Origin of the sequence: Agathobaculum faecis, assembly GCF_014287995.1 — a bacterium.
Classification (GTDB): domain Bacteria; phylum Bacillota; class Clostridia; order Oscillospirales; family Butyricicoccaceae; genus Agathobaculum; species Agathobaculum ammoniilyticum.
This window is the reverse complement of sequence record NZ_JACOPL010000001.1, coordinates 1-23,076: the sequence shown is the minus strand read 5'-3', so window position 1 is coordinate 23,076 and position 23,076 is coordinate 1. Positions and strand designations below refer to the sequence as shown.

The window sequence follows — 23,076 nt, the reverse complement described above, 5'->3', positions numbered from 1 at the left end:
AGATGCTCCTTCCCAATTCACAGATGATTCCGGCCGGCCGCTGGCTTATTCGCCCAGGCCGTCGTCAAAATCACCTTCGGCATCGTCGCCGTCCTCGTCGGCGCTGTCCAGTGTAAAGAGATCGGTGTCGCCCTCCTCGGCGTCGTTGATGCCGAAGCCAGCCGCGGTGAATTCATCATCCGCGCCCGAAACAGCCTGCTCCATCGGGCGGATGAAATCTGCATCGTCGTCCTCGTCGTCCGCCAGCTCGATAACCTCCATGTTCTCGTCGAGCACCTGAATGTCCAGGCACAGGCTCTGCAGCTCCTTGACCAGAACCTTGAAGGATTCCGGCACGCCCGGCTGCGGCACGTTATGGCCCTTGACGATCGCTTCATAGGTCTTGACACGGCCGGTGATATCGTCCGACTTGACAGTCAGGATCTCCTGCAGGGTATAGGCGGCGCCATAGGCTTCAAGCGCCCAGACTTCCATTTCGCCGAAGCGCTGGCCGCCGAACTGCGCCTTGCCGCCCAGCGGCTGCTGGGTGACCAGCGAGTATGGGCCGGTCGAACGGGCGTGAATCTTATCGTCTACCAGATGATGCAGCTTGAGGTAGTACATATAACCGACGGTAACGCGGTTGTCAAACTGCTCGCCCGTGCGTCCGTCGTAAACAACGCTCTTGCCGTCCTCGCCCACGCCGGCGGCAACCAAGGTCTCCTTGATGTCGTCCAGGGTCGCACCGTCGAACACAGGGGTTTCAACCTTCCAGCCGAGCTTTTTCGCCGCGAAGCCGAGGTGTACCTCGAGCACCTGCCCGATGTTCATACGGGACGGAACGCCCAGCGGGTTAAGCACGATATCAAGCGGACGGCCGTCCTCCAGGAAAGGCATATCCTCCTGCGGCAGAATACGGGATACAACGCCCTTGTTGCCGTGGCGGCCCGCCATCTTATCGCCGACCGAAATTTTGCGCTTCTGCGCGATATACACGCGCACAACCATGTTCACGCCCGGCGAAAGCTCGTCGCCGTTCTCGCGGGTGAACACCTTGACGTCCACCACGATACCGGATTCGCCGTGCGGCGCGCGCAGCGAGGTGTCGCGCACCTCGCGCGCCTTCTCACCGAAGATCGCGCGCAGCAGGCGTTCCTCGGCGGTCAGCTCGGTCTCGCCCTTGGGGGTTACCTTGCCGACCAGGATGTCGCCCGCCTGCACCTCCGCGCCCACGCGGATGATGCCGCGCTCGTCGAGGTTGCGTAGCGCGTCCTCGCCGACGTTCGGGATGTCTCGAGTGATCTCCTCCGGCCCGAGCTTGGTGTCGCGGGATTCGGATTCATATTCTTCAATGTGGATCGAGGTATACACGTCGTCGCGCACCAACCGCTCGTTGAGCAGGACGGCGTCCTCGTAGTTGTAGCCCTCCCAGGTCATAAAGCCGATCAGCGCGTTCTTGCCAAGCGCGATCTCGCCCCTGTCGGTCGATGGGCCGTCCGCCAGCACGTCGCCCGCCTTGACGCGCTCGCCCAGATCGACGATCGGGCGCATGTTGATGCAGGTGGATTGGTTGGAGCGCAGGAACTTGGTCAGATGATAGGTCTTTTCCTCGCCGTTGTCATACTGCACGACGACCTCGCGCGCGGTCACGCGGGTGACGACGCCGTCGCTCTCGGCCAGCGGGATGGTGCCCGAGTCGACCGCCGCCTTGTATTCCATGCCGGTGGCCACGACCGGCGCTTCGGTCTTTAAGAGCGGCACAGCCTGACGCTGCATGTTCGCGCCCATGAGCGCGCGGTTTGCGTCGTCATGCTCGAGGAACGGGATAAAAGCGGTCGCAACCGAAACCATCATGCGGGGCGAAACGTCCATCAGATCAACGTCCTTGCGGTCTACCTCGACGAACTCGTCGCGCATGCGGCAGGTGACGCGGTCGTTCAGCAGGTAGCCGTTTTCATCGATCGGCTCGGTGGCCTGACAGACAATATACTCGTCCTCCACGTCCGCGGTCATATACTGCACCTGGTCGGTCACGCGGCCGTCTTCCTTATCGATGATGCGGTACGGCGCTTCGATGAAGCCAAAATCGTTGATGCGCGCATAGGTCGCCAGATACGAGATCAGGCCGATGTTCGGACCTTCCGGCGTCTCGATCGGACACAGGCGGCCGTAGTGCGAATAGTGTACGTCGCGCACCTCAAAGGATGCGCGGTCGCGCGACAGGCCGCCGGGGCCAAGCGCGGACATACGGCGCTTGTGCGTCAGCTCTGCCAGCGGGTTGTTCTGGTCCATGAACTGAGAGAGCGGCGAAGAGCCAAAGAATTCCTTGATGGCCGCGGTCACCGGGCGGATGTTGATCAGCGACTGCGGGGTGACGATGTCCAAATCCTGAATGGTCATGCGCTCGCGGATAACGCGCTCCATGCGGCTGAAACCGATACGGAACTGGTTCTGGAGCAGCTCGCCCACGCAGCGCAGGCGGCGGTTGCCCAGGTGGTCGATGTCGTCGGTCGTGCCGATGCCATGACCCAGGTTGAGCAGGTAGCAGATCGAGGCGAGCATGTCGTCCACGATGATAGTCTTGGGAATCAGGTCGTGAATGCGGGTCTGCACGGTCTTTTTCAGCTCGTCGCCCGAAGCGCCCGAATCGATGATCTCTTTGAGTACGGAAAAGCGCACCTTTTCCTTTACGTCCAGCTCCTCAGCGGTAAAGCCGGTGTACTCCTGGAAGTCGCCGATATCGACCATGCCGTTGCCGAACACCTTGACGGCAGTTCCCTCGCTCGATTCAATCACAGCATGGTTGACGCCCCGACGGGACAGCAGGCGCGCCTTGTCGCGGGTGAGGATTTCCTCCCCCTCGGCCAGCACCTCGCCGGTCATGGGATCGACCACCGGCTCGAGCAGCTTATGGCCGGTGATACGGCGGGCGATGTCCAGCTTCTTGTTGTATTTATAGCGGCCGACCGCGGAAATATCATAGCGGCGCACGTCGAAGAACATCGCGTCCATCAGGCTGGTCGCGGACTCGACCGTGGGCGGCTCGCCCGGGCGCATTTTCTTGTAAATCTCAATCAGCGCCTCGTCCGAGGTATGGGCGGGGTCCTTGTCGAGCGTGGCGACGATCAGCGGGTCCTCGCCGAACAGTTCCTTGATCTCCGCGTCGGTCTTGACGCCGATGGCGCGGATAAAGCTGGTGATCGGGATTTTGCGGTTCTTGTCGATGCGGACGTAGAACACGTCGTTCGCATCGGTCTCATATTCGAGCCACGCGCCGCGGTATGGGATAACGGTTGCGGACAGCAGCAGCTTATCGGTCTTGTCATACTCCCTGCCATAGTAGACGCCGGGCGAACGGACGAGCTGGGAGACAATCGCGCGCTCCGCGCCGTTGATGATAAAGGTTGCGGAATCGGTCATCTTCGGGAAATCACCCATGAAGATCTCCTGCTCCTTGATCTCGCCGGTTTCCTTGTTGCGCAGGCGCATGCGGACCTTGAGCGGCGAAGCATATGTGGCGTCGCGCGCCTTGCATTCCTCTACGCTGTACTTCGGCGCCTCGTCCATCGAGTAATCGAGGAACGAAAGCTCCAGATTGCCGGTGTAGTCCGTGATGGACGCGGTATCGGCGAAAACCTCGCGCAGTCCTTCGTCAAGGAACCACTGGTAGGACTTTTTTTGCACCTCGATCAGATTGGGCATCTCCAATATCTCGTTGATGCGTGCAAAGCTCTTTCGCGTGGTTTTGCCGTGCTGTACGTCTTTCACCTTCATGTGCTTTGATCACTCCGTTTCTTTCGGCTGTGTTGGTGTTGATACGCCCGGCGGCGTGGCAAAAATATCATTTTGGGTCTTGCATTTTGACCAAGACCGTGCTAACATGTATTTAGGAGTCGGGATAATTTCCCGATTTTGTTAAGCGTTTTATTATACCATGATTTTGCATAATAAGTCAAGGATATTTTTGTATAAAAAGGGAATGGATTTTTCCATTCCCTTTTGCTTTTGTGCTAATTTTCCAGAGAACCGCGCGTTTCGCGCCCCTCCCGCTCCTCCGCGATGAACATAATACCGAACACCGCCAGCAGCGGCGCACAGGTCAGCAGCAGCGCCCGCTCCCCCAGCCAGCCGGTCGCAAAGCTGCCCAGCACCGCGCCCAGGATGAAAAACAGGATGATCGCATAGTAATTGCGCATCTTTTTTGCGGCGCCACGGTCGCCGGTCTGCCGCCAGATGACAAGCTGCTCGGTACCGGAGCGCAGGTTGCCGGTACACATGGTTGTGGCGATCGCGCTGCCCTGCACCTTGCGGAACGCTTCCACCTGCAGCGCGCAGACGAATGAGATCACGCTGTTGACAACCGTGTTCCGCTCCTGCGGCAAAAAGGCCATGCAGGCGACCAGCACGGTTTCCGCAAGGACGATGATCTGCCGCCAGTGGATATTGATATCCCGATTTTGCTGCACCTTGTACCGGTGCTTGACCACCTCGGCCACCACAACGCCGACCGCGAACGCCACAATCGGCACCAGATAGCCCAGCGCGCGTATCCATTCCCTCTGCGCCAGCTCCAGCCCGAACAGCACGATGTTGCCGGTCTGCGCATTGGCGAACACACCGCCGCGGCACAGGTAGGTATAAGCGTCGAAAAAGCCGCCCGCCACGGCCAGCAGCGCGCCCAGCAGGAGCGATTCGGACATTTGCCCCCGTATCCGTTTCAATTTTCTTTCCCCATTTCTTTCGGTATCTGGTTTCAGTATAGCAAAAAACACCGTGCGGTTCAACCGGCCGCACGGCGTTCTGCTTATTCTTCCGGAAAGGTTTCCGGAAAATCCGTGTCGAGCATGCGCCTGGGGAAGCGCTTCAGCTCGGTTTCATCCGGATCGCGCATAACGCAGTCCGCGCACATCCCATAGCTGTTGATTTCGATTTCATCGAAAGTGCAGCGGCTCTTTTGATAATGAATGCACCACTTATTTTCGCATACAATCGTGTCCATACACATCATCTCCCCTTTAATTTTAATGCCCATCAAGGATGTATGCCTTACCAGAAAAATCTATGGTATCCTTACATGGTATTTTTCTAAGGTATCCTATTTTCTGCATTTCCTGTAAACTATAATCAGGTGAGCAGTATGAAATGGAACATTCGGCGTCCTCTCGAAAAAGAAGAGAGCGTCTATAAAACAATTTACATCAAGCAGTCGCTTGTTTCCAAAATTGACGCGATCGCAAAGGAGAACGACACAAGCTGGAACAACGTCGTCATCTCCATGATTGAAACCTGCCTCGAGGACGAGCCGTAATCCCCTCCCCGCAGGTCCATACCCATATAAAAAACGTCCGGCCTTAGGCCGGACGTTTTTTTATTGCAGTCATTTATCCCCCGCGATACGGATACGGTTGACCGCTTTTTTCAATTTGATCTGCGCGATGTCATGCTCATGGTCGCTTTCTTTCTGCTGCAGGGTCTGGCGGGCGCGTTCCGCGGCCTCCTCGGCACGGTGAACGTCGATTTCATCCGCCCACTCGCAGGTGCGCGCCAGCACGACGGTTTCCTCCCTGGAAACGTCCACAAAGCCGCCGGCAACCGCCGCCACGCGCTTCTCCCCATCCTTGAGGATGGTCAGGCCGCCGATGCCGAGCGCCGCCGTATACGGCACATGGTTCGGCAGGATGCCAACGTCGCCCTGCGTTGTGCGGACAACAATCCGGTCGACCGCATCGTCGTAAAAACAGCGATCCACGGTCAGTACTTTCAAGTGAAAGGTAGCCATGTTATGCCCCCTTCTTCGCCTTCTCCACTACCTCGTCAATCGTGCCGGCGAACAGGAACGCGGACTCGGGCAGGCCGTCATGCTGGCCCGCGAGAATCTCCTTGAAGCCGCGGATGGTTTCCGCAATCGGCACATACTTGCCCTGGAAGCCCGTGAACTGCTCCGCAACGTGGAATGGCTGCGACAGGAAGTTCTGTATCTTGCGGGCGCGGGCAACGGTCAGCTTATCCTCGTCGGAAAGCTCATCCATGCCGAGGATGGCAATAATATCCTGCAAATCCTTGTATTTCTGCAGGATTGACTGCACCGCGCGGGCGACCTCGTAATGCTCCACGCCGACAACGTCCGCGGTCAGGATGCGCGAGGAGGAATCCAGCGGGTCCACCGCCGGATAAATACCCATGGAGGCGATATCACGCGACAGCACGACCTTGGCGTCCAGATGGGAGAACGTGGTCGCCGGCGCGGGGTCGGTCAGGTCGTCCGCCGGAACGTAAACCGCCTGCACGGACGTGATCGAGCCCTTCTTGGTGGAGGTGATACGCTCCTGCAGCGCACCCATTTCGGTTGCGAGCGTTGGCTGGTAGCCTACCGCCGACGGCATGCGGCCGAGCAGCGCGGAAACCTCCGAACCGGCCTGCGTGAAGCGGAAAATATTATCGATGAACAGCAGCACGTCCTGCCCTTCCACATCGCGGAAATACTCCGCCATGGTCAGGCCGCTCAGCGCCACGCGCATACGCGCGCCGGGCGGCTCATTCATCTGGCCGTAGACGAGCGCGGTCTTGTTGATAACGCCCGACTCCTGCATTTCGTTATACAGGTCGTTGCCCTCGCGGGTGCGCTCGCCCACACCGGTGAATACTGAAATACCGCCGTGCTGCTTGGCGATGTTGTTGATCAGTTCCATGATAATAACCGTCTTGCCGACGCCCGCGCCGCCGAACAGGCCGATCTTGCCGCCCTTGGCGTATGGCGCGATCAGGTCGATGACCTTGATGCCGGTTTCGAGGATCTCGGTCGTGGACTCCTGCTCCTCATAGGAGGGCGCGGGGCGGTGGATCGGCCAGCGCTCCTCCCCCTCGACCGGCGGCTTGTTATCCACCGGCTGGCCGAGCAGGTTGAAGATGCGGCCGAGGTTCTTATCGCCCACCGGCACCGTGATCGGCCCGCCGGTATCGACCGCTTTCATGCCGCGCACCAGGCCGTCGGTGGACTCCATCGCGATGCAGCGCACGGTATCCTGGCCGATATGCTGCGCGACCTCGACCGTAACGGTCCGGCCTTTGTTGTCAATCGTGATGGCGTTCAGCAGCTTCGGCAGTGCGTCGGCGGCAAATTTGATGTCAAGCACCGGCCCGATAATCTGGACGACGGTGCCAATATTCTGCTCACTCATTGGCAAAACTCCTAATTCTTATCATCCTATGCGCCGACCTCGCCCGAACCCGCGACGATCTCGGTGATCTCCTGCGTGATGGCCGCCTGACGGGCGCGGTTGTAGGACAGGTTGAGGTTTTCGATCATCTCGCTGGCATTGTCGGAGGCAGCCTCCATTGCCATGCGGCGCGCGGACTGCTCGGAGCAGTAGCTCTCCACCACCGCGCCGTACAGCACGCCGTACAGGTATTCCGGTATGACCGCATCGAACACCGCCTCTGGCGAGGGGTCGTATTCGGTCAGCACGCGCGGGCCCGCGGGCGCTTCCTGCGCCGCGTCTTCAAAGCGCGCCGGAAGCAGCTGCAGGCACTTCGCCTCCTGCTGCAACGGCGAGACAAACTCCGTGTAGCACAGGAATATCTCGTCCGCCTTTCCCTCTCGGAACAGGCGGAGCAACCCGTCCACGATCGGATGGGTATCACCAATCTTCATCCCCTCGGCGATGGCCGGATAATCTGCGGCCACCGGCCAGGGGCGCTTGGCGTAATGCTCCTGCGCCTTTTTGCCGATCGTGATGACCTGCGCGTTTTTGCCCTCCATTTCGGCCGCCGCCAGCTTGAATACATTGGCGTTGTAGCCGCCCGCCAGCCCGCGGTCGCCCGCGATGACGATGAACAGGCTGTTCCTGACCTCTCGGCGGCGCGTATAGACCGATTCGCTGCTCCGCGTGGCGGCAGCCAAGCGGGCAACGGTACGGTACATTGTATTGAAATACGGCCGCGCGGCCAGCGCGCGCTCCTTGGCACGCCGCATTTTGGACGATGCCACCAGCTCCATCGCCTTGGTGATCTGCATGGTGGATTGCACGGACTTAATGCGGCGCTTGATATCTTTCATGTTTCCGGAAGCCATTGCTCAGTCCCCCTTTCCGCGTCAGTGCTCGGAAAGGAACTTTGCTTTGAATTCCTCGATCGCTTTGGTCAGCTTTTCCTTGATATCGTCGTCCATCTGGCGGGTCGCGCGGATGGTTTCCGGAATGTCTCCATACACGCCGTCCACAAACGCGAACAACTCTTTCTCAAACTCGCCGATCTGGTCCGCCGGAATATCGAGCAGCGCGCCCGAAATGACGGCGTAAATGATGATAACCTGCTTCTCGACCGGAATCGGGCTGTTCTGCGGCTGCTTGAGCACCTCGACGATGCGTTCGCCCTGATTCAGACGCTTTTTGGTATCCGCGTCCAGATCTGAGCCGAACTGCGAGAACGCCTGCAACTCGCGATACTGCGAATAGGCCAGTTTGAGCGTACCCGCGACCTTTTTCATCGCCTTGATCTGCGCGTTGCCGCCAACACGGGATACCGAAATGCCGGGGTTGACCGCCGGCCGGATGCCCGAGTTGAACAGCTCGGTTTCCAGGAAGATCTGGCCGTCCGTAATCGAAATCACGTTGGTCGGGATATACGCCGAAACGTCGCCGGCCTGCGTCTCGATGATGGGCAGCGCGGTCAGCGAGCCGCCATCCTGGATATTCGCCGCGCGCTCGAGCAGGCGGGAATGCAGGTAGAATACATCGCCCGGGTACGCCTCGCGTCCTGGCGGACGGTGGAGCAGCAGGGAAAGGGCGCGGTACGCTACTGCGTGCTTGGACAGGTCATCATAAATAACCAGCACATCCTTGCCCTTATGCATAAAGAATTCACCAATCGAGCAGCCCGCATACGGCGCGATATACTGCAGCGGCGCGGACTCGGACGCGGTCGCCGCTACGATGCAGGTATAATCCATCGCACCGTTCTGCGCCAGCGTCTCCGCCACCTGCGCGACGGTCGAGCGCTTCTGGCCGATCGCCACATAGATACAGATAACGCCCGTCCCCTTCTGGTTGATGATGGTATCCAGGCAGATCGCAGTCTTGCCGGTCTGCCGGTCGCCGATGATCAGCTCACGCTGGCCCCGTCCGATCGGGATCATGGAGTCGATTGCCTTGATGCCGGTCTGCAGCGGCACATTAACGGGCGCGCGTTCAATGATGCCCGGCGCCGGGCTTTCAATGGGACGCGCCTCCGTGGTATGGATCGGACCCTTGCCGTCGATCGGTTTGCCCAGTGCGTCGACAACGCGGCCGAGCATGGCCTCGCCCACCGGTACCTCAACGATGCGCTTGGTGCGCTTGACCGTGTCGCCCTCACGGATATTCTGGTCCGAACCCAGGATAACGGCGCCGACGAGATCCTCCTCCAGGTTCTGCGCCATGCCGTATACGCCGCCCGGAAATTCGAGCAGTTCGCCGGACATGCAGTTTTCCAGACCGTGTACGTGCGCGATGCCGTCGCCGACCGTGACAACCGTACCGACATCGGTCAGTTTGATCTGGCTCTGATAGTGCGTGATCTGCTCTTTAATAATATTGCTTATCTCTTCGGGGCGTAATTCCATAAAGTCACCTACTTCCTTACGCGATAGTGTTGGTCAGCCGCGCGGCAAGCTCGCTCAGGCGAGTGCGCAGGCTGGTGTCGAACTGCTCGTTGCCCAGCTTGACAACGATGCCGCCGATGATCTGCGGATCGACCGACGTTTCCAGCACCACCTGCTTGCCGGTCACGGCGCTCATCTTTTCTTTCAGCTTTTCGGTCAGCGCGGCGCTCATGGGCTTTGCCGTGACCGCGCGCACCTCCACGATGCCGTTTTCAAAATAATAGTGCTCTTTATAGGCCTGACGCATATCCTGAACTAGGCCGACGCGGCCTTTTTCCGTAATCAGCATCAGGAAATTGAGCAGGAATGGTTCGATCCGTCCCTCGAAGGCCTTCCGCAGGACGTTCTGCTTTTCCTCCAGTGCGATGGAGGGCGTGGTGAGCATTTTCAGAAAGTCAGGCTCGCGCCCAAACACCTCGCAGACCGCGGTCAGCTCGTCGAGATAGGCTTTTTCCTTTTTCTCATCCGCCGCCACTTCATACAGGCTCAGTGCGTAGCGTTCGCTTACAATATCAGCCACTTGCTCACCCTACCTTGTCGATAAACTCTTCGATGAAGCGCTCATGGTCCTCTTCCTTGATGTCACGCTCGACCACCTTGGAGGCAATCATGACCGAAAGGCCCGCGACCTCATCCTTAAGCTCATTCATCGCCTTTTTGCGCTCCTGCTCAATCGTGCTTTCCGCTTTCTTCAGCATGGCAGCCGCCTGCTGCGAGGATTCCTTGAGGATCTCTTCGCTGCGGACCGTCGCCCGACGGGTGGCGGAGCCGACGATCTCGGCCGCCTCCTCCTTGGCCTTGGACAAGCGTTCCGTATACTCGCTGCGCATGCTTTCCGCTTCGGTCTGCGCCTTTTCCGCGGTGGCGTACATGGCCTGAACCTCCTGCTCGCGGGCCGCCAGCATCCTGCGCACCGGCCCAAACAGGAATTTCTTGATGATCAAAAAGGTGATGAGCGTATTGCACATCGTAACGAGGATATTCCACCAGTTGATATAGACAAAGGACTGGAATATATCCACTGTTTTACCTCCTTCCCAAACGGAGATTCGCTCCGTTTATCCGTTCGCCTGCGTCCGGTTCAGAAATTGCCGACAAACGGGTTGGCAAACAGCAGGATCAGCGCGATAACCAGCGCGTAAATACCGGTAGACTCCGCCATGGCGATACCAAGAATCATGGTACGGGTAATATCGCCCTGCGCCTCCGGCTGGCGGCCGATCGCCGCACACGCCTGGCCCGCGGTGTACCCTTCGCCGATGCCAGGGCCTAGGCCCGCGATCATCGCCATACCGGCGCCGAGGGCGGACATACCTGCTACAAATGCGTTAGAATCGATACCCATAGTTTTTTCCTCCTGAAATAATGTTGTTGAAACTTCAAATGGATATGGTGAAATTTTTTTGACGGATCAACTGCTGCCGCGCGCGTCGCCGACGTAAGCCATCGTCAGCATGCTGAAAATGAACGCCTGCATGCATGCCGTAAAGCAGTCGAAGTACAGCGACAGGACGCCCGGCAGGCCGATCTGCAGCAGCGGCACCGGCAGGAAGCCCAATACCGCCTTGGACAGCACCTGAAGCGCGCCCATGATGAGTGTCGAGATGACTAGGCCGCCCGCCATATTGCCGAAATGACGGAACGACATCGAAACAGGTGTCGCGATCTCGCTGAGCACATTGAGCGGCGCCATGACGAATACCGGCTCCAGGAAGCCCTTGAGATAACCGCCGATCCCATTGTACTTGATTTTATTGAATGTGATCAGCGCAAAAGTAATCAGCGCCCAGCCAAGCGTCGTATTCAGGTCTGCCGTCACCGGACGCATCCAGAACAACGTGGCCAGCGAGCCGAAGAGAGAGCTCATCAGCAGCGTTGCAATATAGGGCGAAAATGCCTGGCAACCTTTCCCCATCGTATTTTCGACCAGGTTGTCGATCATTACCACAGCCTTTTCCGCCAGCGCCTGCTTCCCCTTGGGGATTTTCTGCATCCGGTGCGTCAGAAAAATACAAAGAAACAGAATAACCGCCATCACGATCCATGCGTTGCGCATAGTTTCCGTGATCGGCAGATTGGGATTGCCAAACAGATAGCCCAATACCTTAGGGCCGTTTATTTCAACATTCAACGTCTACCCCCCTTTCCTTTGGAATACATGGACCACAGTAAAATGATTTTGGGAAAGAAAAGCGGAACGACTGCTGCGAGCGGATGGAGAAACGGCAGCTTGATTGCCAGAAACACCATCACACCAGTCAGCAGATACCGGAAAAAATATCCGCGCCGGACGATCCTCGTCCCCTGCGCCGGCGGGAAGAGTACTGCCTTGGCCGCGCTTTTCCCGATCATCCGGAACAGCAGCAGCGAATAGCATGTCCCCAACAGCAGGCTTACGGCGCTCCGCGCCGGATCCGCCCCCGCCAGCAGGAATACGCCAAACGCGATCACCGCCAGCGGTATCATGCCGCGCAGCATGCGCCGTGTTTCCTCGCGGACGATCTCCATCCCTGTCACGGCATTTTCTCCTTCCTTTCGCTTTCTCTGGCTTTCCGCTCGGTGAACCGCAGGAAATCCCGCAGGCCGCAAACCGCAACCCCGACGCCGAGCAGCAGCCCGGCAATCACCACGCCGTTCCCCCAGCCGAACCTGTCCCGCAGCCAAACTGCTCCGAAACAGCCGAGCAGGGGCGGTACAGCCACCGTGCATCCTACTTGGCTGAAATATGCCAGATAGCGCAGTACCGACCATTTGCTTTCGCTTTTCCTCATCCGCATTCCCCCAGGCCACAATTTGATGCAGCGAGCACAGACGCCGCCCGAAGGCGGGCTGTCCCCTATCCCTACACATCAGTCTTATTATACCTAACCCTACCAAAAAGTGAAACACTTTTTATCAGAAATTTCTTAGATATTTCCCGCTTTACTACAATGTTAGGCAATATGCACAATGGAATTGCTCAATTATTATAAATTGCAACCAGAGCCTTTACGGACAAAAAATATGCGCTCCCAACCGCGCCGGCATTCCGAAGCCATTTTCATTCCCCCTGTCCAGACTGCCTGTTTTTTCAAAGCTTTCCGGCATCCGGTGGCGCCGCTGGGAACATTAAAACAGACGCCCCGCAGACCTTTCCAAATCTGCGAGGCGCCTGTCTCATACATCAGCATATCCAATTGAAAGGCAAATATTCTCAAAAGGAATGTCGCTGCTTCAGCCATTGCAGGAGCGTTCCGCGTATCCTAAGTATCTCTTATAAAAAGCGCTTCATGCTTTCGGTCGCGGACGACGGCTCCTCGCTCAACGAGACGGTAAAGTTTACGCTGTGCTGGGCTGAAAACGCGTCCAGCGCATCCAAGAACGCCTCCGCCTTGGCGACATCCTTAACGCCGGTGATCTTATACAGGCCGTCGATGAAAACGCGGGTAATGTCATAATTGCCGGCATGGATACCGCTCAGGAATCCCAGCAGGCTTGCGTAATCCTTGATCGGGTAATCGGTCGCATCGATCAGCCGCGCATCATGCGAAATATCAAACGTCAGCTTATTGCCGCGCGAAACACATACTACGCTTCCTTTTTCTTCTTTTACCGCGGTGTTGACCTGGTCGATCAGTTCCTTGGTCTTGCCAGAGCCGGTACCGCCAATAATAAGTTTTACCATAGGTTTATTCCTCCCAACCTTTGAGGTTATGTTTAGTGTAGCATAGTTTGCCCAAAACCTCAAGCATGATTTACAAATTTCCTCGTCAGTTTGTATCAATTTATTGGCCGCCTGCCAGAACCGCATTCCAGAAGGACAGAAACAGATCTCCTACCCCTTTGGCCTCCACGCTCTCCGCAGCGGTCAGCGGCACGGTGAGCAGCACTTCCTCTCCGTTCAGGATGGACAGCTCCCCGATCTGCTGCCCCGCCTCGACCGGCGCGGTCAGCTTTTCCGGCAGATCCAGACGGGTTTCCAGCCCTTCCGCCTCGGTCTTTTCCACAATAATGGACCCGCCGCCCTCCATCCGCGGCATTACCGAGCCGCTTTTCCCAATCGCGACCGGCACCGGCTCCAGCAGCCCGTCCGGCGGCGTGTAGGCGCAAAAGTTGGCAAAGCCGTAATTGAGCAGAGCCGTGGCGTCCGCCATGCGCGCCTCCTTGGTCGGCGCAGCCATGACGACCGCGACCAGGCTCAGCCCATCCCGCTCGGCGGAAGCGGAAATACAGAACCCTGCCTCTGAAATATACCCTGTTTTCAGGCCGGTCAAACCCTGATAGCTTTTGAGCATTTTATTGGTGTTGGCAAGCGTGAACTTTCCATCCCGTATGCTGTCCATCCAAATCCCCGTATACTCAAGTATTTTGGGATGCCGCAACAGCTCGCAGGAGATCAGCGCCAGGTCGCGCGCCGAGGTCAGCGTTTTCTGGCCCATGCCGTCCAGTCCGTTGGCATTGATGAACTGCGTGTTCGTGCAGCCAAGCTCGGCCGCGCGCTGGTTCATCCGTTCGACGAACGCCGCCTCGGTTCCCGCCAGATGCTCAGCCACGGCGACCGCACAGTCATTGGCCGAGCCGACCGCAATCGCCTTGAGCATATCGTCCAGAGAAAGCTGCTCGCCCGGTTCCAGCCAGATCTGCGTCCCACCCATCGAGCAGGCATACTCGCTACCGGTAATCATCGTATCCAGCGTAACCTCTCCTCGTTCGAGCGCCTCCATCGCCAGCAGCATGGTCATGATCTTTGTCACGGACGCGGGCTGCAGCGGCTCGTCGGCATTCATGGAATACAGCTCCTGCCCGTTCGACGCATAGAGCGCGGCCGATTTGGCGTTCAGCGGCCCCATTTCCGGAAGCGCCAGCGCAGATGGGAGCAGCAGGCAGAAACACAGCGCGAGACAAACGATCTTTTTCATCCGTTCCGTCCTCCCTTTTTGTTCCACCCTATGCGGCAGGCGGGAAAAACATACCCTCGGCAAATTGACAAATTCTGCGAAAACGCGTATGATGTAAAGTGTTAAGAAGTTGTTAACTGGAGGAAGCCCATGTTCACCAACAGTCTGATCGTCCTGCAGCAAATCATCGTCATGTTCCTGCTCATCCTGATGGGCTATGTCCTGTTCCGCAGAAACGTTTTTACCAACCAGACGACACAGAGCCTCACTGTGCTGCTCAATAAGTACATTGTGTTTTTTGTTTTGCTGCGGTCGTTCCAGCGCCCGTTCGACGCCCATCTTGGCTACGCCTTGGGCGTCACTTTTGTGTGCAGCATGCTTTTTTTCCTGATCTCTATCGCGCTTGCAAACCGCGTCTACCGTCCGGAAAAAACGGAAAATTATGCGGACTGCCGTGTTTCCGTCGTACTGACCAATAACGGCTTCATGGCCCTGCCTCTGCTCGATGCGATGTTCGGCTCGGACGGGGTTTTCCTCGGCGCATCCAGCATTGCCTGCATGGCGATCATTCTGTGGACCTACGGCGTGCAGCAGCTCTCCGGCGGCAAGGAGGGCAACGGCATCCGGAATATCCTTTTGAATCCCGCCCTGCTCGCTACCGTATGCGGCTTTCTCCTGTTCTGCTCGCCTGTCAAGCTCCCCGAGCTGGTGTTCCGAGCCGTGGATTTTTTGGGCGATCTCAACACGCCGCTCGCCATGCTTTCGCTCGGCTGCTTCCTTGCCCAGATCGATCTGAGGGAGTGTTTTACCGATCAAGAGATATGGAAAGTCTCCGCTGTGCGCCTGTTGCTGATTCCGGCGATCGCCATTGTCCTGCTGTTGTTCATCCCGCTCGATCACATGTCCAAGATCATCCTGCTGACCGGCACCGCCGCCCCCTGCGCACTTGCCTCGGCCATGTTTGGCCAGATCTATGGCACGGATTACTTATTTTCCACGCGCGTCATCTCGCTTTCCACACTGCTTTCCGTAATTACCCTCCCTCTTTGTATCTCTGTTCTGGAGGGCTTGCTTCACTTTTTCGGATAGCCGGCAACCTATAGAAAAACACGCTGCCAAAGCAGCGTGTTTTTTATTCGTTTTCCCTCTCTATAAGCCACGGGCTGCTGCACCCAAAGGTACGGAAATTCATCCGCGCCTCCTCCAGCGAAAGGCCGTGGTTCTGGTCGCTCGGTTCCTCGGGCGCATCCTGCGCGTCGTAATCGATCTCCCACAGGCAGGTCGGACAGATATACCCCCACGATGGATTTTGGGGGATATCCGCCCCGCAGCAGGGGCAGGGCTCAACCGGCATCTCGGGCGACCACGGTAGCGCCTGCTCCTCGTCAAGGTCGGGCAGATCGGGGCGCTCCCACGGGTCGGGCGGCGCGTCGTCCTCAGGCACCCAAGGCGGCCAAGACACAAAGATCTCATCGTCTTGCGCCTCAGGCAAAAACCAGTCCTTTTCCCACTCTACTCCCATCACTCCAGCTCGATCAGCACCGGACAGTGATCCGACCCGAACACATTGCTCAGGATACGCGCGGCCTTGACACGACCGATCAGCCGGTTGGACACCAGGAAGTAGTCGATACGCCAGCCCGCGTTCTTCTCCCGCGCCTTGAAGCGATAGCTCCACCAGGAGTACGCGCCCGTCAGCTCCGGATAAAAATGCCGGAACGTATCTGTAAAGCCTGCGCTGAGCAGCTCGGTCATTTTGGCGCGCTCCTCATCGGTGAAGCCTGCGTTGCGGCGATTGGTTTTGGGGTTTTTCAGGTCGATCTCCTGATGCGCAACGTTCATGTCCCCGCACACAATGACCGGCTTCTCCGCATCCAGCTTTTGAAGGTAGGCGCGGAAGTCGTCCTCCCAGCGCATCCGATAATCTAGACGCTTCAGCTCATCCTGCGAATTGGGGGTGTAGACCGTAACCAGATAAAACGCCCCATAATCCGCCGTAATGACGCGCCCCTCATGGTCATGCTCGTCAATGCCAAGGCCGTAAGAAACCGCCTCCGGCTCGGTTTTGGAAAACAGGGCTACGCCGGAATACCCCTTTTTTTCCGCTGAATTCCAGTATTCATAGTATCCCTCAATCTGCGGGGCCTGCTCGGGTTGCAGCTTGGTTTCCTGCAGACACAGCATATCCGGCTGCTCCGCTTCCATAAACGAAAAAAAGCCCTTGCCCACGCACGCGCGCAGTCCGTTTACATTCCAGGAAATTAATTTCATCTTCCGCTCCTTTTATTCGCTGTCCGCGGGATCAGCTCACGCGGTGATTTCGACCGTGTTTCCATCCGGATCGAGCACGCAGCTTTCATAATACCCATCACCCGTCACGCGCGGCCCGCTTGTCACTTCATAGCCGTCCGCGCGCAGACGCTCGGTCAGCGCGTCCACATTTTCGCACGTCCCCGCTTTGAATGCCAAGTGGGTCCAGCCTGTCCACAGGCGCGACCGCTCGCATTCCTCCAATTCCGGTCGCGTCATCAGCTCCAGCCGCGCGCCATCCGCAAAGGAAATAAAGTAGGTCTGCAGACCGGTTTTCTCATTCCGATACTGCTTGTTTGCTTTACCGTCGAAGTAATCCTCATAAAAGGCGCGCAGCCGCTCCAAATCGAAGGTATACAGCGCCGCATGGTCAATCTTCATATCACAAGGTCACCCTTTCAAAATACCGCTTTCCACGATCCGTTCGACCGCTTCCCGCATCCGTTCGGGTGGTACGACCAGCGCGAATCGGACATAGCCCTCGCCCTGCCCGCCGAACGCGCTGCCCGGCACGCAGATCACTCCGGTTTTTTCCATCAGCTCCAGCACGAATTCTACGGACGAGCCGAACCGCTCCGGTATTCTCGCCCACACGAACATGGTACCCTGCGCGTCCGGCACATCCCAGCCGATTTTGCGCAGGCCGCCGCACAGCGCGTCGCGTCGCGCCATGTAGCCCTGCCGGTTGCGCGCAACAATCTCCTGCGGTCCGGTCAGCGCCGCGACCGCGCCCGCCTGGATGGGATAGAACATCCCGTAGTCGATCTGCGAGCGGAACGCGCGGAACCGGCTGATTATCTCACGGTTGCCGAGCGCAAATGATACGCGCATGCCGGTCAGGTTATACGTCTTGGAAAGGGAATTAAATTCGATCCCGACTTCTTTTGCGCCCGGTATGGACAGGAATGACAGCCCCTGTTCCCCGTTGAGGAGCAGGTCGGAATAGGCGTTATCGTGCAGGATGATGATTTGATGCTCGCGCGCATAGGCCACGAGCCTCTCATAAAACGACCGGTCCGCGACCGAAGCGGTCGGATTGTTCGGATAGGATACAACCATCGCTTTGGCGCGGCTGGCGACCTCCTCCGGTATATCCGCGAAATCAAGCTGCCAGTTGTTTTCCGCCCGCAGCGGATACAGGCCAACCGTAGCGCCGGTCATCAGCGGGCCGAAAGAGAAAATCGGGTAGCCCGGGTCGGGGGCGAGGATCAGGTCGTTCGGCCCCGCGAACGCAAAACCGACATGGGCGATGCCCTCCTGCGAGCCGCATACGGCCATGATCTCCTCGTCCGCAAGCTGTACGCCATAGCGGCGGCTGTACCAGTCCTGCACCGCGTCGAGCAGCGCGCGCGTCTCGGTCAGCGAATACTTATACTGCTCCGGATCGAGCGCCGCGCGGCTGACCGCCTCCATCACATGCCGGTCCGGCTGGAAATCCGGCGTGCCGATCGACAAATTGATCACATCCCGCCCGCTTGCCAGCAGGCGGCGCTTGCGTTCGTCCAACTTATTGAAAATGTTGCTGTCCGCAGGCTCTCCCGCTTTGATGAATTGCATGTTGTCTATCTCCCCAGTAAAAATTCTATCACCGTCCGGTTGAAACGGGACGGCTGCTTTGCCGCGACAAAATGGTCCCCATCCCGAAACACCTCGACCCGACAGTGCGGGATCCGCGCCGCCATTTCTTTAGTCTGGCTGGCCCGCACCATGTCATGCTCGCCCACGATGATCAGCGTCGGCATGGTCAGGCGGGCAAGATCGTCCATGCCCACGCCGTAAGGATGAACCATCAGGCCCATCACGTCACGCTTGCGGGCCGCCTTTTTGCTCAGGCACCCCAGCACGGCCAGAACGCCATACCCCGCATATACCGGAAGCTGGATATGCGGCTTGATGCCGCCGAACATTTCGATATTGGCGCCGTTCAGGATCAGCTTGTCCACATACGCCGGATAGGTGAGCGCGAACTTGATCGCCAGGTTGCCGCCATCCGAAAAGCCGAGGATATGCGCTTTTTTTACCCCGCGCGCATCCAATACGGTTTTCAAATCCTGCGCCATTTGGTCGAACGACAGGCCATGCGCGCCGCTTTCCGAGGCGCCGTGTCCCCGGCTGTCCACCGCAATCACGCGGTAAAACCGCGTAAACTCCGGTACCTGTGCTTTCCAGTACGCGCTGTCCTCACCGTTTCCATGCAGCAGGACAAGCGGCTTGCCGCGGCCAATATCATAACAGGCAATGCGGGCGTCGCCGCAGTCGACGAACTCCGCCTGATAACCAAACATATTTATTCCATACCTTTCCTGCACTGTTCCACAAACCCGACCGGAAGCTGGGTCATTTCCGCGGTCCGCTCCACATCGTTCCCCTCGCGCAGCAGGCGCTGCACAACGACCGTCATGGACTCCCCTACCTCGATCATATGCCAGTCCGGATCGTAAAGTCGCACCACGCGCTGGTGCCATTCATGCGTTTTGGGTCCATGCACCAGATCGACGTCCGGATGCTGCTGCAGCCTGCTCCAAAAGGCTTCAAAATCGTCGACCTCGAAATACAGCTCCATATTATTCGTCTGGTGCAGGATTGTGGATTTGGGGATGCCTACCAGCCAGTCGAAATCCTGCTGGATCGCGAAGCCGCCCGAAAACGTCACGTTCCGCCCCAGATCCATCGACACCTCCTGCTCAAATAGGTCGTGGTAAAACCGCTTGGAAACCTCCACATCCCGCACCGCCAGCAGTGGCAACTGGTATTGAATCATCCTTCTCCCTCCCATTATGGCGTCGCTGGCGCCAACTATCCGCAGCTACGGGTAAATTCCTGCTTTTCCTGCGCTTTAGAAGAAACAAACACAGGCCGGCCGCATATAGTTTCCCGATACCGCCTTCCAGCGGACAGCGCGGTCAAAGCCTGCATATTGTTATTTTACCACACTTGAACCCCCTGGTAAAGGCGCGTCTCTATGCTTTCAGTCGTCGAATCTGACAAAAAAGCGTGGTCATTTGCTCCACGGGTTCGACGGCGCCTCCGCACATCCAGTCCCGCAGCAGCGCGTAGCAGCCTCCCGACACAAAGCTGGCGCAATACCGCTGGAACGTCCGGTCCTCCCTCATGGCCTCCGGACAGGTAAACCAGCCGCCGACCCGCGCAGCCACCCGTTCAAATTCCCGCTGCACAAACCGGAATTCGCCGCTTTGCTCCAACAGACGGAACAGGTCCGCGTACGGCTTCCAATAGGCGAACAGCGTTTGTGCGAACGCGGTATCGCCAAAGGGGGCCTGCTCCCGCAGCTTTTCCAGAAAGCCGTCTGCCAGGCAGGCGATATATTCCCGCAATATGTCATCCTTTTCCGCGTAGTTGCGGTAAAAGGTCTTCCGTCCGAGCTGCGCATGTTCGCACAGCGCCGTTACCGTAATCTGCCCATAGGGTTGCTCCGTAAGCAGTTCCAGCATCGCCTGCTGCAGCATGGAGCGAGATCGGACGGCAATCGGGTTTTGGCTTTTTTCCACTCGGCCCATCTCCCGACACAAAGATTCTTCCATCGTGTCACTTGCGCCAAACGCCTTGACACGAATGTGTCACCTGCATTATACTCTGCATTGGCCAGAAAAGCAAGGAGGAAAAACATGCGTATTCACCGTATCCGTTCCGGAATGACAAACTGTTGGCTGATTCAATGGAGCGGCCGGACGCTGCTGGTCGACGCCGGTATCGCATGGGATCGTCGGTTCCTCGGACACCTGCAGCGCACGGTTGACCCGCATATGATCGAACTGCTGTTCCTGACACACGGCCATACCGACCACATCGGCCATGCCGCCGCTTTACAGGAATATTACGGCATCCCCGCCGCGCTGCACCCTGCTGACCTTGCCCTTGTTATGCCGCCGGCACCGGACATCAGGGCGGTCCGCAGCGGCCGAAAAAAGGAGAAACACGTCCCCTTTTCACCGGCCTTCCTCGTGCCGGACGGACTGCCGCCCAGCGCAACACCGATACCCTGCCCAGGGCACACCGCCGGCTCCTGCGCGCTACTGGTGGAGGACTGCCTTTTCGCAGGCGACGCCGTTATGTCGTTTCTACACCCTGCCCTGCTTGGATACAGCGAAAACCCACAGGCCGCGCGAGACAGCCTGCTGCGTCTGGCAAGGCTGGACTGCAGCATGATTTATCCGGCCCACGGCCGCCCGTTCCCGATGGAGCGGCTGCGGTATTTGGCCGACAAAATACAAAGGAGCTGAAAATATGAAGATCACCGCGATTTATGGAACCAGCCATACAGGCAGCACCGTTTTGCTGGCGCGCATACTGATGCAGTCGCTTCCACAGGATAACAGTAGTACATTTTTGGAGTTTTTTCTCCCACAGGATTTCAGTCACTTCTGCAGCGGCTGCTGCGCATGCTTTGAAGCCAGCGAACCCCTATGCCAGCAGGCACCCGCACAGCTCAAGCCTATTTTACAGGCAATCGACGCATCCGACGTTATTCTTCTGGCCAGTCCGGTGTATGCTTACCATGTAACCGGCGCAATGAAATCCTTTCTGGATCACTTGGGCAACCGCTGGATCGTCCATCGTCCAAACAGTAAACTGGCGCACAAAACCGCCGTCCTGCTGGCAACCGCTGCGGGAAGCGGCATCAGGCAGACGCTGCGGGATATGAAAGACAGCGTAAACTGGTGGGGCATCGGGCGGGTATATGCCTACGGCATCCGCTCGATGGCGCTGAAAGCCGCCGAACTAAGCGAATCGCGAAAAGAAAAAATGCGGCGGGATATGCAGCGCCTCGCCCGCAGGCTCCAACCCGCTCCGGTCGAACCGCGCTGCGGTGTACGCATGCGGTACTGGCTCAGCCGCAAAATGGGCGGCGGCCTTACAGCCAGCGACCATGCCTACTGGAAAACGCAGGGCTGGATGGACGGAAAATCACCCTGGAAATAAAAAAGGCGGCTGTCACCAGCCGCCTTTCCGCGTTGTTCCTCACTTCAAAAGCAATTCCCGCAGTTCTTCCATCGTATCAACAATTTGGTCTACGCCGGCACAAGCCAACTCATCCCTGCCGCCAAAGCCAAAGGTAACACCAATACACGCGATGCCGTTGTTCTGCGCCCCCTCCGCGTCATGCATCCGGTCCCCCACCAAAACCGCTTCGGAACGTTCCCGCACCTGCAGCATCTCCAACGCCTGCCTGACAACCTGTGATTTGGTAGAGATCACACCATCCAGCGTGGCGCCGGAAACGACATCGAAATAAGAGTCGATCTGGAACCTCTGCAAAATTTTCTCCACAAAAACCGTTGGCTTGGAGGACGCAATGGCCGCTTTCTTTCCTGCGTCCTTCAGCGCCCGCAACAACTCCGGAACGCCTGAAAACAAAAGGTTTTCTTTCCAGCCCCGCACACTGAAGCGCTCTCGGTAAGCCGCGACCGCCTGCTTTGCGCCAGCATCGTCAAATCCATAGCAGCGAATGAATTCATCATAGAGCGGCGGACCGATAAAATGTTCCAAGGCTGTTCGATCGGGCGCATCAATTCCCATTTTGCCGAGCGCATACTGCACAGACCTTGTGATTCCCTCTCGCGGATCGGTCAGTGTCCCATCCAGATCAAATAAAATATATTGATACATGCTTTTCCCTCCTCAAACAGAAGAAAAGCAGCAACCAAAGTTGCTGCTTTCGTGATGTGCGCATCGAGTTATCTTTCCAGGCCGTCGCCAGCCAAGTATTGTCACCGTAAATGAGCTTAACTACTGTGTTCGGAATGGGAACAGGTGTACCCTCATCACCATAGATACGCACTATATCGAGAAATGCTCCAGGCATTTACTCACCTTGTAAAACATACCACATCGCCGCCATCTTGTCAACCGTCAAAGATGGTGACCCGTGGGGGAATCGAACCCCCGTTTGCGGCGTGAGAGGCCGCCGTCTTAACCGCTTGACCAACGGGCCATTTCCAGCCTGCTTCCGGTATGCTTGCCGGCTCCACCGTGGGACTGAACTCGGCCAATCCCACAGCGCACCGTTTCTGGTACACCATCACGGGCTCGAACCGTGGACCCACTGATTAAGAGTCAGTTGCTCTACCAACTGAGCTAATGGTGCATGCTTCTCCTTGAAAAAGAAATTTTCTTTTCGCAGAAACAGAAGGTCTTACACCTTGAAAACTGAACAATAACTATGGCAAACAAAGAGTAAAATCTGAGATTGCCTCTAATATGAGGTCAAGCCCTCGGCCTATTAGTATCAGTCCGCTGCATACATTACTGCAC

Annotated in this window: 28 protein-coding genes, 2 tRNA genes and 1 rRNA gene; 4 read left to right on the top strand and 27 right to left on the bottom strand. The window is 57.6% G+C overall.

The genetic code is table 11. From position 1 onward, the window contains the following. Nucleotides 1–45 precede the first annotated feature (45 nt). From rpoB to H8S45_RS00150, 3 genes are all read right to left on the bottom strand, one after another. Nucleotides 46–3,753 carry a DNA-directed RNA polymerase subunit beta gene (gene rpoB / locus H8S45_RS00160; RefSeq protein WP_147573629.1) on the bottom strand — a complete coding sequence of 1,236 codons (3,708 nt, stop codon included), beginning with the start codon at nt 3,751–3,753 and terminating at the stop codon, nt 46–48. A 236-nt stretch (nt 3,754–3,989) separates the two neighbouring features. Continuing rightward, nucleotides 3,990–4,679, bottom strand: a complete 690-nt coding sequence (locus H8S45_RS00155) for a YoaK family protein (RefSeq protein WP_082397240.1) — start codon at nt 4,677–4,679, stop codon at nt 3,990–3,992. Between the two features lie 104 nt (nt 4,680–4,783). Further along, nucleotides 4,784–4,978, bottom strand: a complete 195-nt coding sequence (locus H8S45_RS00150; protein ID WP_054327687.1) for a hypothetical protein — start codon at nt 4,976–4,978, stop codon at nt 4,784–4,786. 138 nt (nt 4,979–5,116) lie between these two features. Between H8S45_RS00150 and H8S45_RS00145 the strand changes: the two genes are divergently transcribed. After that, nucleotides 5,117–5,287, top strand: a complete 171-nt coding sequence (locus H8S45_RS00145; RefSeq protein ID WP_153802391.1) for a hypothetical protein — start codon at nt 5,117–5,119, stop codon at nt 5,285–5,287. Nucleotides 5,288–5,356: 69 nt separating this feature from the next. Here H8S45_RS00145 and atpC read toward each other — a convergent pair whose 3' ends face one another. From atpC to H8S45_RS00080, 13 genes are all read right to left on the bottom strand, one after another. Further along, complete coding sequence (gene atpC / locus H8S45_RS00140; protein WP_054327688.1) at nt 5,357–5,758, bottom strand: ATP synthase F1 subunit epsilon; 402 nt, start codon at nt 5,756–5,758, stop codon at nt 5,357–5,359. 1 nt (nt 5,759) lies between these two features. Next, nucleotides 5,760–7,157, bottom strand: coding sequence for a F0F1 ATP synthase subunit beta (atpD, locus tag H8S45_RS00135; protein WP_054327689.1), 1,398 nt, complete (start codon nt 7,155–7,157; stop codon nt 5,760–5,762). Nucleotides 7,158–7,183: 26 nt separating this feature from the next. Further along, nucleotides 7,184–8,050 (bottom strand): ATP synthase F1 subunit gamma, encoded by an 867-nt coding sequence (atpG, locus tag H8S45_RS00130; RefSeq protein WP_054327690.1) that lies wholly within the window; start codon nt 8,048–8,050, stop codon nt 7,184–7,186. A gap of 21 nt (nt 8,051–8,071) precedes the next feature. After that, the gene (gene atpA, locus H8S45_RS00125; protein WP_107632052.1) at nt 8,072–9,577 is read right to left on the bottom strand and encodes a F0F1 ATP synthase subunit alpha; all 1,506 of its coding nucleotides are present in this window, start codon (nt 9,575–9,577) and stop codon (nt 8,072–8,074) included. Between the two features lie 16 nt (nt 9,578–9,593). Further along, the gene (gene atpH, locus H8S45_RS00120; RefSeq protein ID WP_054327691.1) at nt 9,594–10,136 is read right to left on the bottom strand and encodes an ATP synthase F1 subunit delta; all 543 of its coding nucleotides are present in this window, start codon (nt 10,134–10,136) and stop codon (nt 9,594–9,596) included. A 4-nt stretch (nt 10,137–10,140) separates the two neighbouring features. After that, entirely contained in the window at nt 10,141–10,638 is a 498-nt protein-coding gene (gene atpF / locus H8S45_RS00115; protein WP_082397241.1) for a F0F1 ATP synthase subunit B, read from the bottom strand. 59 nt (nt 10,639–10,697) lie between these two features. Then, complete coding sequence (atpE, locus tag H8S45_RS00110; RefSeq protein ID WP_054327692.1) at nt 10,698–10,961, bottom strand: ATP synthase F0 subunit C; 264 nt, start codon at nt 10,959–10,961, stop codon at nt 10,698–10,700. A gap of 66 nt (nt 10,962–11,027) precedes the next feature. Next, nucleotides 11,028–11,747, bottom strand: a complete 720-nt coding sequence (locus tag H8S45_RS00105) for a F0F1 ATP synthase subunit A (RefSeq protein WP_242977956.1) — start codon at nt 11,745–11,747, stop codon at nt 11,028–11,030. After that, entirely contained in the window at nt 11,744–12,124 is a 381-nt protein-coding gene (locus H8S45_RS00100) for an ATP synthase subunit I (RefSeq protein WP_243182342.1), read from the bottom strand. The genes H8S45_RS00105 and H8S45_RS00100 overlap by 4 nt, the downstream gene beginning before the upstream one ends. A 5-nt stretch (nt 12,125–12,129) precedes the next feature. Continuing rightward, nucleotides 12,130–12,387 (bottom strand): AtpZ/AtpI family protein, encoded by a 258-nt coding sequence (locus H8S45_RS00095; RefSeq protein ID WP_054327694.1) that lies wholly within the window; start codon nt 12,385–12,387, stop codon nt 12,130–12,132. A gap of 195 nt (nt 12,388–12,582) precedes the next feature. Next, complete coding sequence (locus tag H8S45_RS00090; protein WP_107632050.1) at nt 12,583–12,837, bottom strand: hypothetical protein; 255 nt, start codon at nt 12,835–12,837, stop codon at nt 12,583–12,585. 32 nt (nt 12,838–12,869) lie between these two features. After that, nucleotides 12,870–13,280, bottom strand: coding sequence for a hypothetical protein (locus H8S45_RS00085; protein ID WP_054327695.1), 411 nt, complete (start codon nt 13,278–13,280; stop codon nt 12,870–12,872). Nucleotides 13,281–13,380: 100 nt separating this feature from the next. Next, entirely contained in the window at nt 13,381–14,514 is a 1,134-nt protein-coding gene (locus H8S45_RS00080; protein WP_054327696.1) for a D-alanyl-D-alanine carboxypeptidase family protein, read from the bottom strand. 129 nt (nt 14,515–14,643) lie between these two features. On the opposite strand from H8S45_RS00080, the gene H8S45_RS00075 reads away from it, so the two are divergent. Beyond that, on the top strand, nt 14,644–15,582 hold the full coding sequence (locus H8S45_RS00075) for an AEC family transporter (protein WP_107632048.1): 939 nt from the start codon (nt 14,644–14,646) through the stop codon (nt 15,580–15,582). Between the two features lie 43 nt (nt 15,583–15,625). Here H8S45_RS00075 and H8S45_RS16090 read toward each other — a convergent pair whose 3' ends face one another. The 7 genes from H8S45_RS16090 to H8S45_RS00040 form a co-directional block, all read right to left on the bottom strand. After that, nucleotides 15,626–16,015, bottom strand: a complete 390-nt coding sequence (locus tag H8S45_RS16090) for a CPCC family cysteine-rich protein (RefSeq protein ID WP_082397243.1) — start codon at nt 16,013–16,015, stop codon at nt 15,626–15,628. Beyond that, the gene (locus H8S45_RS00065) at nt 16,015–16,764 is read right to left on the bottom strand and encodes an exodeoxyribonuclease III (protein ID WP_054327699.1); all 750 of its coding nucleotides are present in this window, start codon (nt 16,762–16,764) and stop codon (nt 16,015–16,017) included. The genes H8S45_RS16090 and H8S45_RS00065 overlap by 1 nt, the downstream gene beginning before the upstream one ends. Before the next feature lie 36 nt (nt 16,765–16,800). Then, nucleotides 16,801–17,184 carry a VOC family protein gene (locus H8S45_RS00060; protein ID WP_107632046.1) on the bottom strand — a complete coding sequence of 128 codons (384 nt, stop codon included), beginning with the start codon at nt 17,182–17,184 and terminating at the stop codon, nt 16,801–16,803. A gap of 9 nt (nt 17,185–17,193) precedes the next feature. Continuing rightward, on the bottom strand, nt 17,194–18,360 hold the full coding sequence (locus H8S45_RS00055) for an aminotransferase class I/II-fold pyridoxal phosphate-dependent enzyme (RefSeq protein ID WP_186949414.1): 1,167 nt from the start codon (nt 18,358–18,360) through the stop codon (nt 17,194–17,196). A 5-nt stretch (nt 18,361–18,365) separates the two neighbouring features. Further along, nucleotides 18,366–19,088 (bottom strand): alpha/beta fold hydrolase, encoded by a 723-nt coding sequence (locus tag H8S45_RS00050; protein WP_147573626.1) that lies wholly within the window; start codon nt 19,086–19,088, stop codon nt 18,366–18,368. 2 nt (nt 19,089–19,090) lie between these two features. Continuing rightward, nucleotides 19,091–19,561, bottom strand: coding sequence for a VOC family protein (locus H8S45_RS00045; RefSeq protein WP_054327714.1), 471 nt, complete (start codon nt 19,559–19,561; stop codon nt 19,091–19,093). Between the two features lie 202 nt (nt 19,562–19,763). Next, nucleotides 19,764–20,312 carry a TetR/AcrR family transcriptional regulator gene (locus H8S45_RS00040; RefSeq protein ID WP_159068213.1) on the bottom strand — a complete coding sequence of 183 codons (549 nt, stop codon included), beginning with the start codon at nt 20,310–20,312 and terminating at the stop codon, nt 19,764–19,766. Between the two features lie 117 nt (nt 20,313–20,429). Between H8S45_RS00040 and H8S45_RS00035 the strand changes: the two genes are divergently transcribed. Together H8S45_RS00035 and H8S45_RS00030 are read left to right on the top strand one after the other, a co-directional pair. Then, nucleotides 20,430–21,044: an MBL fold metallo-hydrolase gene (locus H8S45_RS00035; RefSeq protein WP_054327704.1), complete on the top strand. Its 615-nt coding sequence runs from the start codon at nt 20,430–20,432 to the stop codon at nt 21,042–21,044. A 4-nt stretch (nt 21,045–21,048) separates the two neighbouring features. Further along, entirely contained in the window at nt 21,049–21,744 is a 696-nt protein-coding gene (locus H8S45_RS00030; protein WP_186949412.1) for a flavodoxin family protein, read from the top strand. A gap of 39 nt (nt 21,745–21,783) precedes the next feature. Here H8S45_RS00030 and H8S45_RS00025 read toward each other — a convergent pair whose 3' ends face one another. The 4 genes from H8S45_RS00025 to H8S45_RS00010 form a co-directional block, all read right to left on the bottom strand. Next, nucleotides 21,784–22,431: an HAD hydrolase-like protein gene (locus tag H8S45_RS00025; RefSeq protein ID WP_107632041.1), complete on the bottom strand. Its 648-nt coding sequence runs from the start codon at nt 22,429–22,431 to the stop codon at nt 21,784–21,786. 55 nt (nt 22,432–22,486) lie between these two features. Then, nucleotides 22,487–22,603: ribosomal RNA gene (gene rrf, locus H8S45_RS00020) — 5S ribosomal RNA — on the bottom strand. A 78-nt stretch (nt 22,604–22,681) separates the two neighbouring features. Next, nucleotides 22,682–22,756, bottom strand: a tRNA-Glu gene (locus tag H8S45_RS00015). A 77-nt stretch (nt 22,757–22,833) separates the two neighbouring features. Then, nucleotides 22,834–22,909 (bottom strand) — tRNA-Lys (locus tag H8S45_RS00010). Nucleotides 22,910–23,076 lie beyond the last annotated feature (167 nt).

What these genes read in the sequence shown, in the direction of transcription:
- H8S45_RS00145 (WP_153802391.1), top strand. Translation starts at nt 5,117, where the DNA reads ATGAAATGGAACATTCGGCGTCCTCTCGAAAAAGAAGAGAGCGTCTAT.
- H8S45_RS00085 (WP_054327695.1), bottom strand. Translation starts at nt 13,280, where the DNA reads ATGGTAAAACTTATTATTGGCGGTACCGGCTCTGGCAAGACCAAGGAA.
- H8S45_RS00050 (WP_147573626.1), bottom strand. Translation starts at nt 19,088, where the DNA reads ATGTTTGGTTATCAGGCGGAGTTCGTCGACTGCGGCGACGCCCGCATT.
- atpE (WP_054327692.1), bottom strand. Translation starts at nt 10,961, where the DNA reads ATGGGTATCGATTCTAACGCATTTGTAGCAGGTATGTCCGCCCTCGGC.
- H8S45_RS00030 (WP_186949412.1), top strand. Translation starts at nt 21,049, where the DNA reads ATGAAGATCACCGCGATTTATGGAACCAGCCATACAGGCAGCACCGTT.
- H8S45_RS00025 (WP_107632041.1), bottom strand. Translation starts at nt 22,431, where the DNA reads ATGTATCAATATATTTTATTTGATCTGGATGGGACACTGACCGATCCG.
- rpoB (WP_147573629.1), bottom strand. Translation starts at nt 3,753, where the DNA reads ATGAAGGTGAAAGACGTACAGCACGGCAAAACCACGCGAAAGAGCTTT.
- atpC (WP_054327688.1), bottom strand. Translation starts at nt 5,758, where the DNA reads ATGGCTACCTTTCACTTGAAAGTACTGACCGTGGATCGCTGTTTTTAC.
- H8S45_RS00075 (WP_107632048.1), top strand. Translation starts at nt 14,644, where the DNA reads ATGTTCACCAACAGTCTGATCGTCCTGCAGCAAATCATCGTCATGTTC.
- H8S45_RS16090 (WP_082397243.1), bottom strand. Translation starts at nt 16,015, where the DNA reads ATGGGAGTAGAGTGGGAAAAGGACTGGTTTTTGCCTGAGGCGCAAGAC.
- H8S45_RS00055 (WP_186949414.1), bottom strand. Translation starts at nt 18,360, where the DNA reads ATGCAATTCATCAAAGCGGGAGAGCCTGCGGACAGCAACATTTTCAAT.
- atpA (WP_107632052.1), bottom strand. Translation starts at nt 9,577, where the DNA reads ATGGAATTACGCCCCGAAGAGATAAGCAATATTATTAAAGAGCAGATC.
- atpD (WP_054327689.1), bottom strand. Translation starts at nt 7,157, where the DNA reads ATGAGTGAGCAGAATATTGGCACCGTCGTCCAGATTATCGGGCCGGTG.
- H8S45_RS00150 (WP_054327687.1), bottom strand. Translation starts at nt 4,978, where the DNA reads ATGGACACGATTGTATGCGAAAATAAGTGGTGCATTCATTATCAAAAG.
- H8S45_RS00155 (WP_082397240.1), bottom strand. Translation starts at nt 4,679, where the DNA reads ATGTCCGAATCGCTCCTGCTGGGCGCGCTGCTGGCCGTGGCGGGCGGC.
- H8S45_RS00065 (WP_054327699.1), bottom strand. Translation starts at nt 16,764, where the DNA reads ATGAAATTAATTTCCTGGAATGTAAACGGACTGCGCGCGTGCGTGGGC.
- H8S45_RS00100 (WP_243182342.1), bottom strand. Translation starts at nt 12,124, where the DNA reads ATGGAGATCGTCCGCGAGGAAACACGGCGCATGCTGCGCGGCATGATA.
- H8S45_RS00035 (WP_054327704.1), top strand. Translation starts at nt 20,430, where the DNA reads ATGCGTATTCACCGTATCCGTTCCGGAATGACAAACTGTTGGCTGATT.
- atpG (WP_054327690.1), bottom strand. Translation starts at nt 8,050, where the DNA reads ATGGCTTCCGGAAACATGAAAGATATCAAGCGCCGCATTAAGTCCGTG.
- H8S45_RS00080 (WP_054327696.1), bottom strand. Translation starts at nt 14,514, where the DNA reads ATGAAAAAGATCGTTTGTCTCGCGCTGTGTTTCTGCCTGCTGCTCCCA.
- H8S45_RS00095 (WP_054327694.1), bottom strand. Translation starts at nt 12,387, where the DNA reads ATGAGGAAAAGCGAAAGCAAATGGTCGGTACTGCGCTATCTGGCATAT.
- H8S45_RS00060 (WP_107632046.1), bottom strand. Translation starts at nt 17,184, where the DNA reads ATGAAGATTGACCATGCGGCGCTGTATACCTTCGATTTGGAGCGGCTG.
- H8S45_RS00090 (WP_107632050.1), bottom strand. Translation starts at nt 12,837, where the DNA reads ATGGCTGAAGCAGCGACATTCCTTTTGAGAATATTTGCCTTTCAATTG.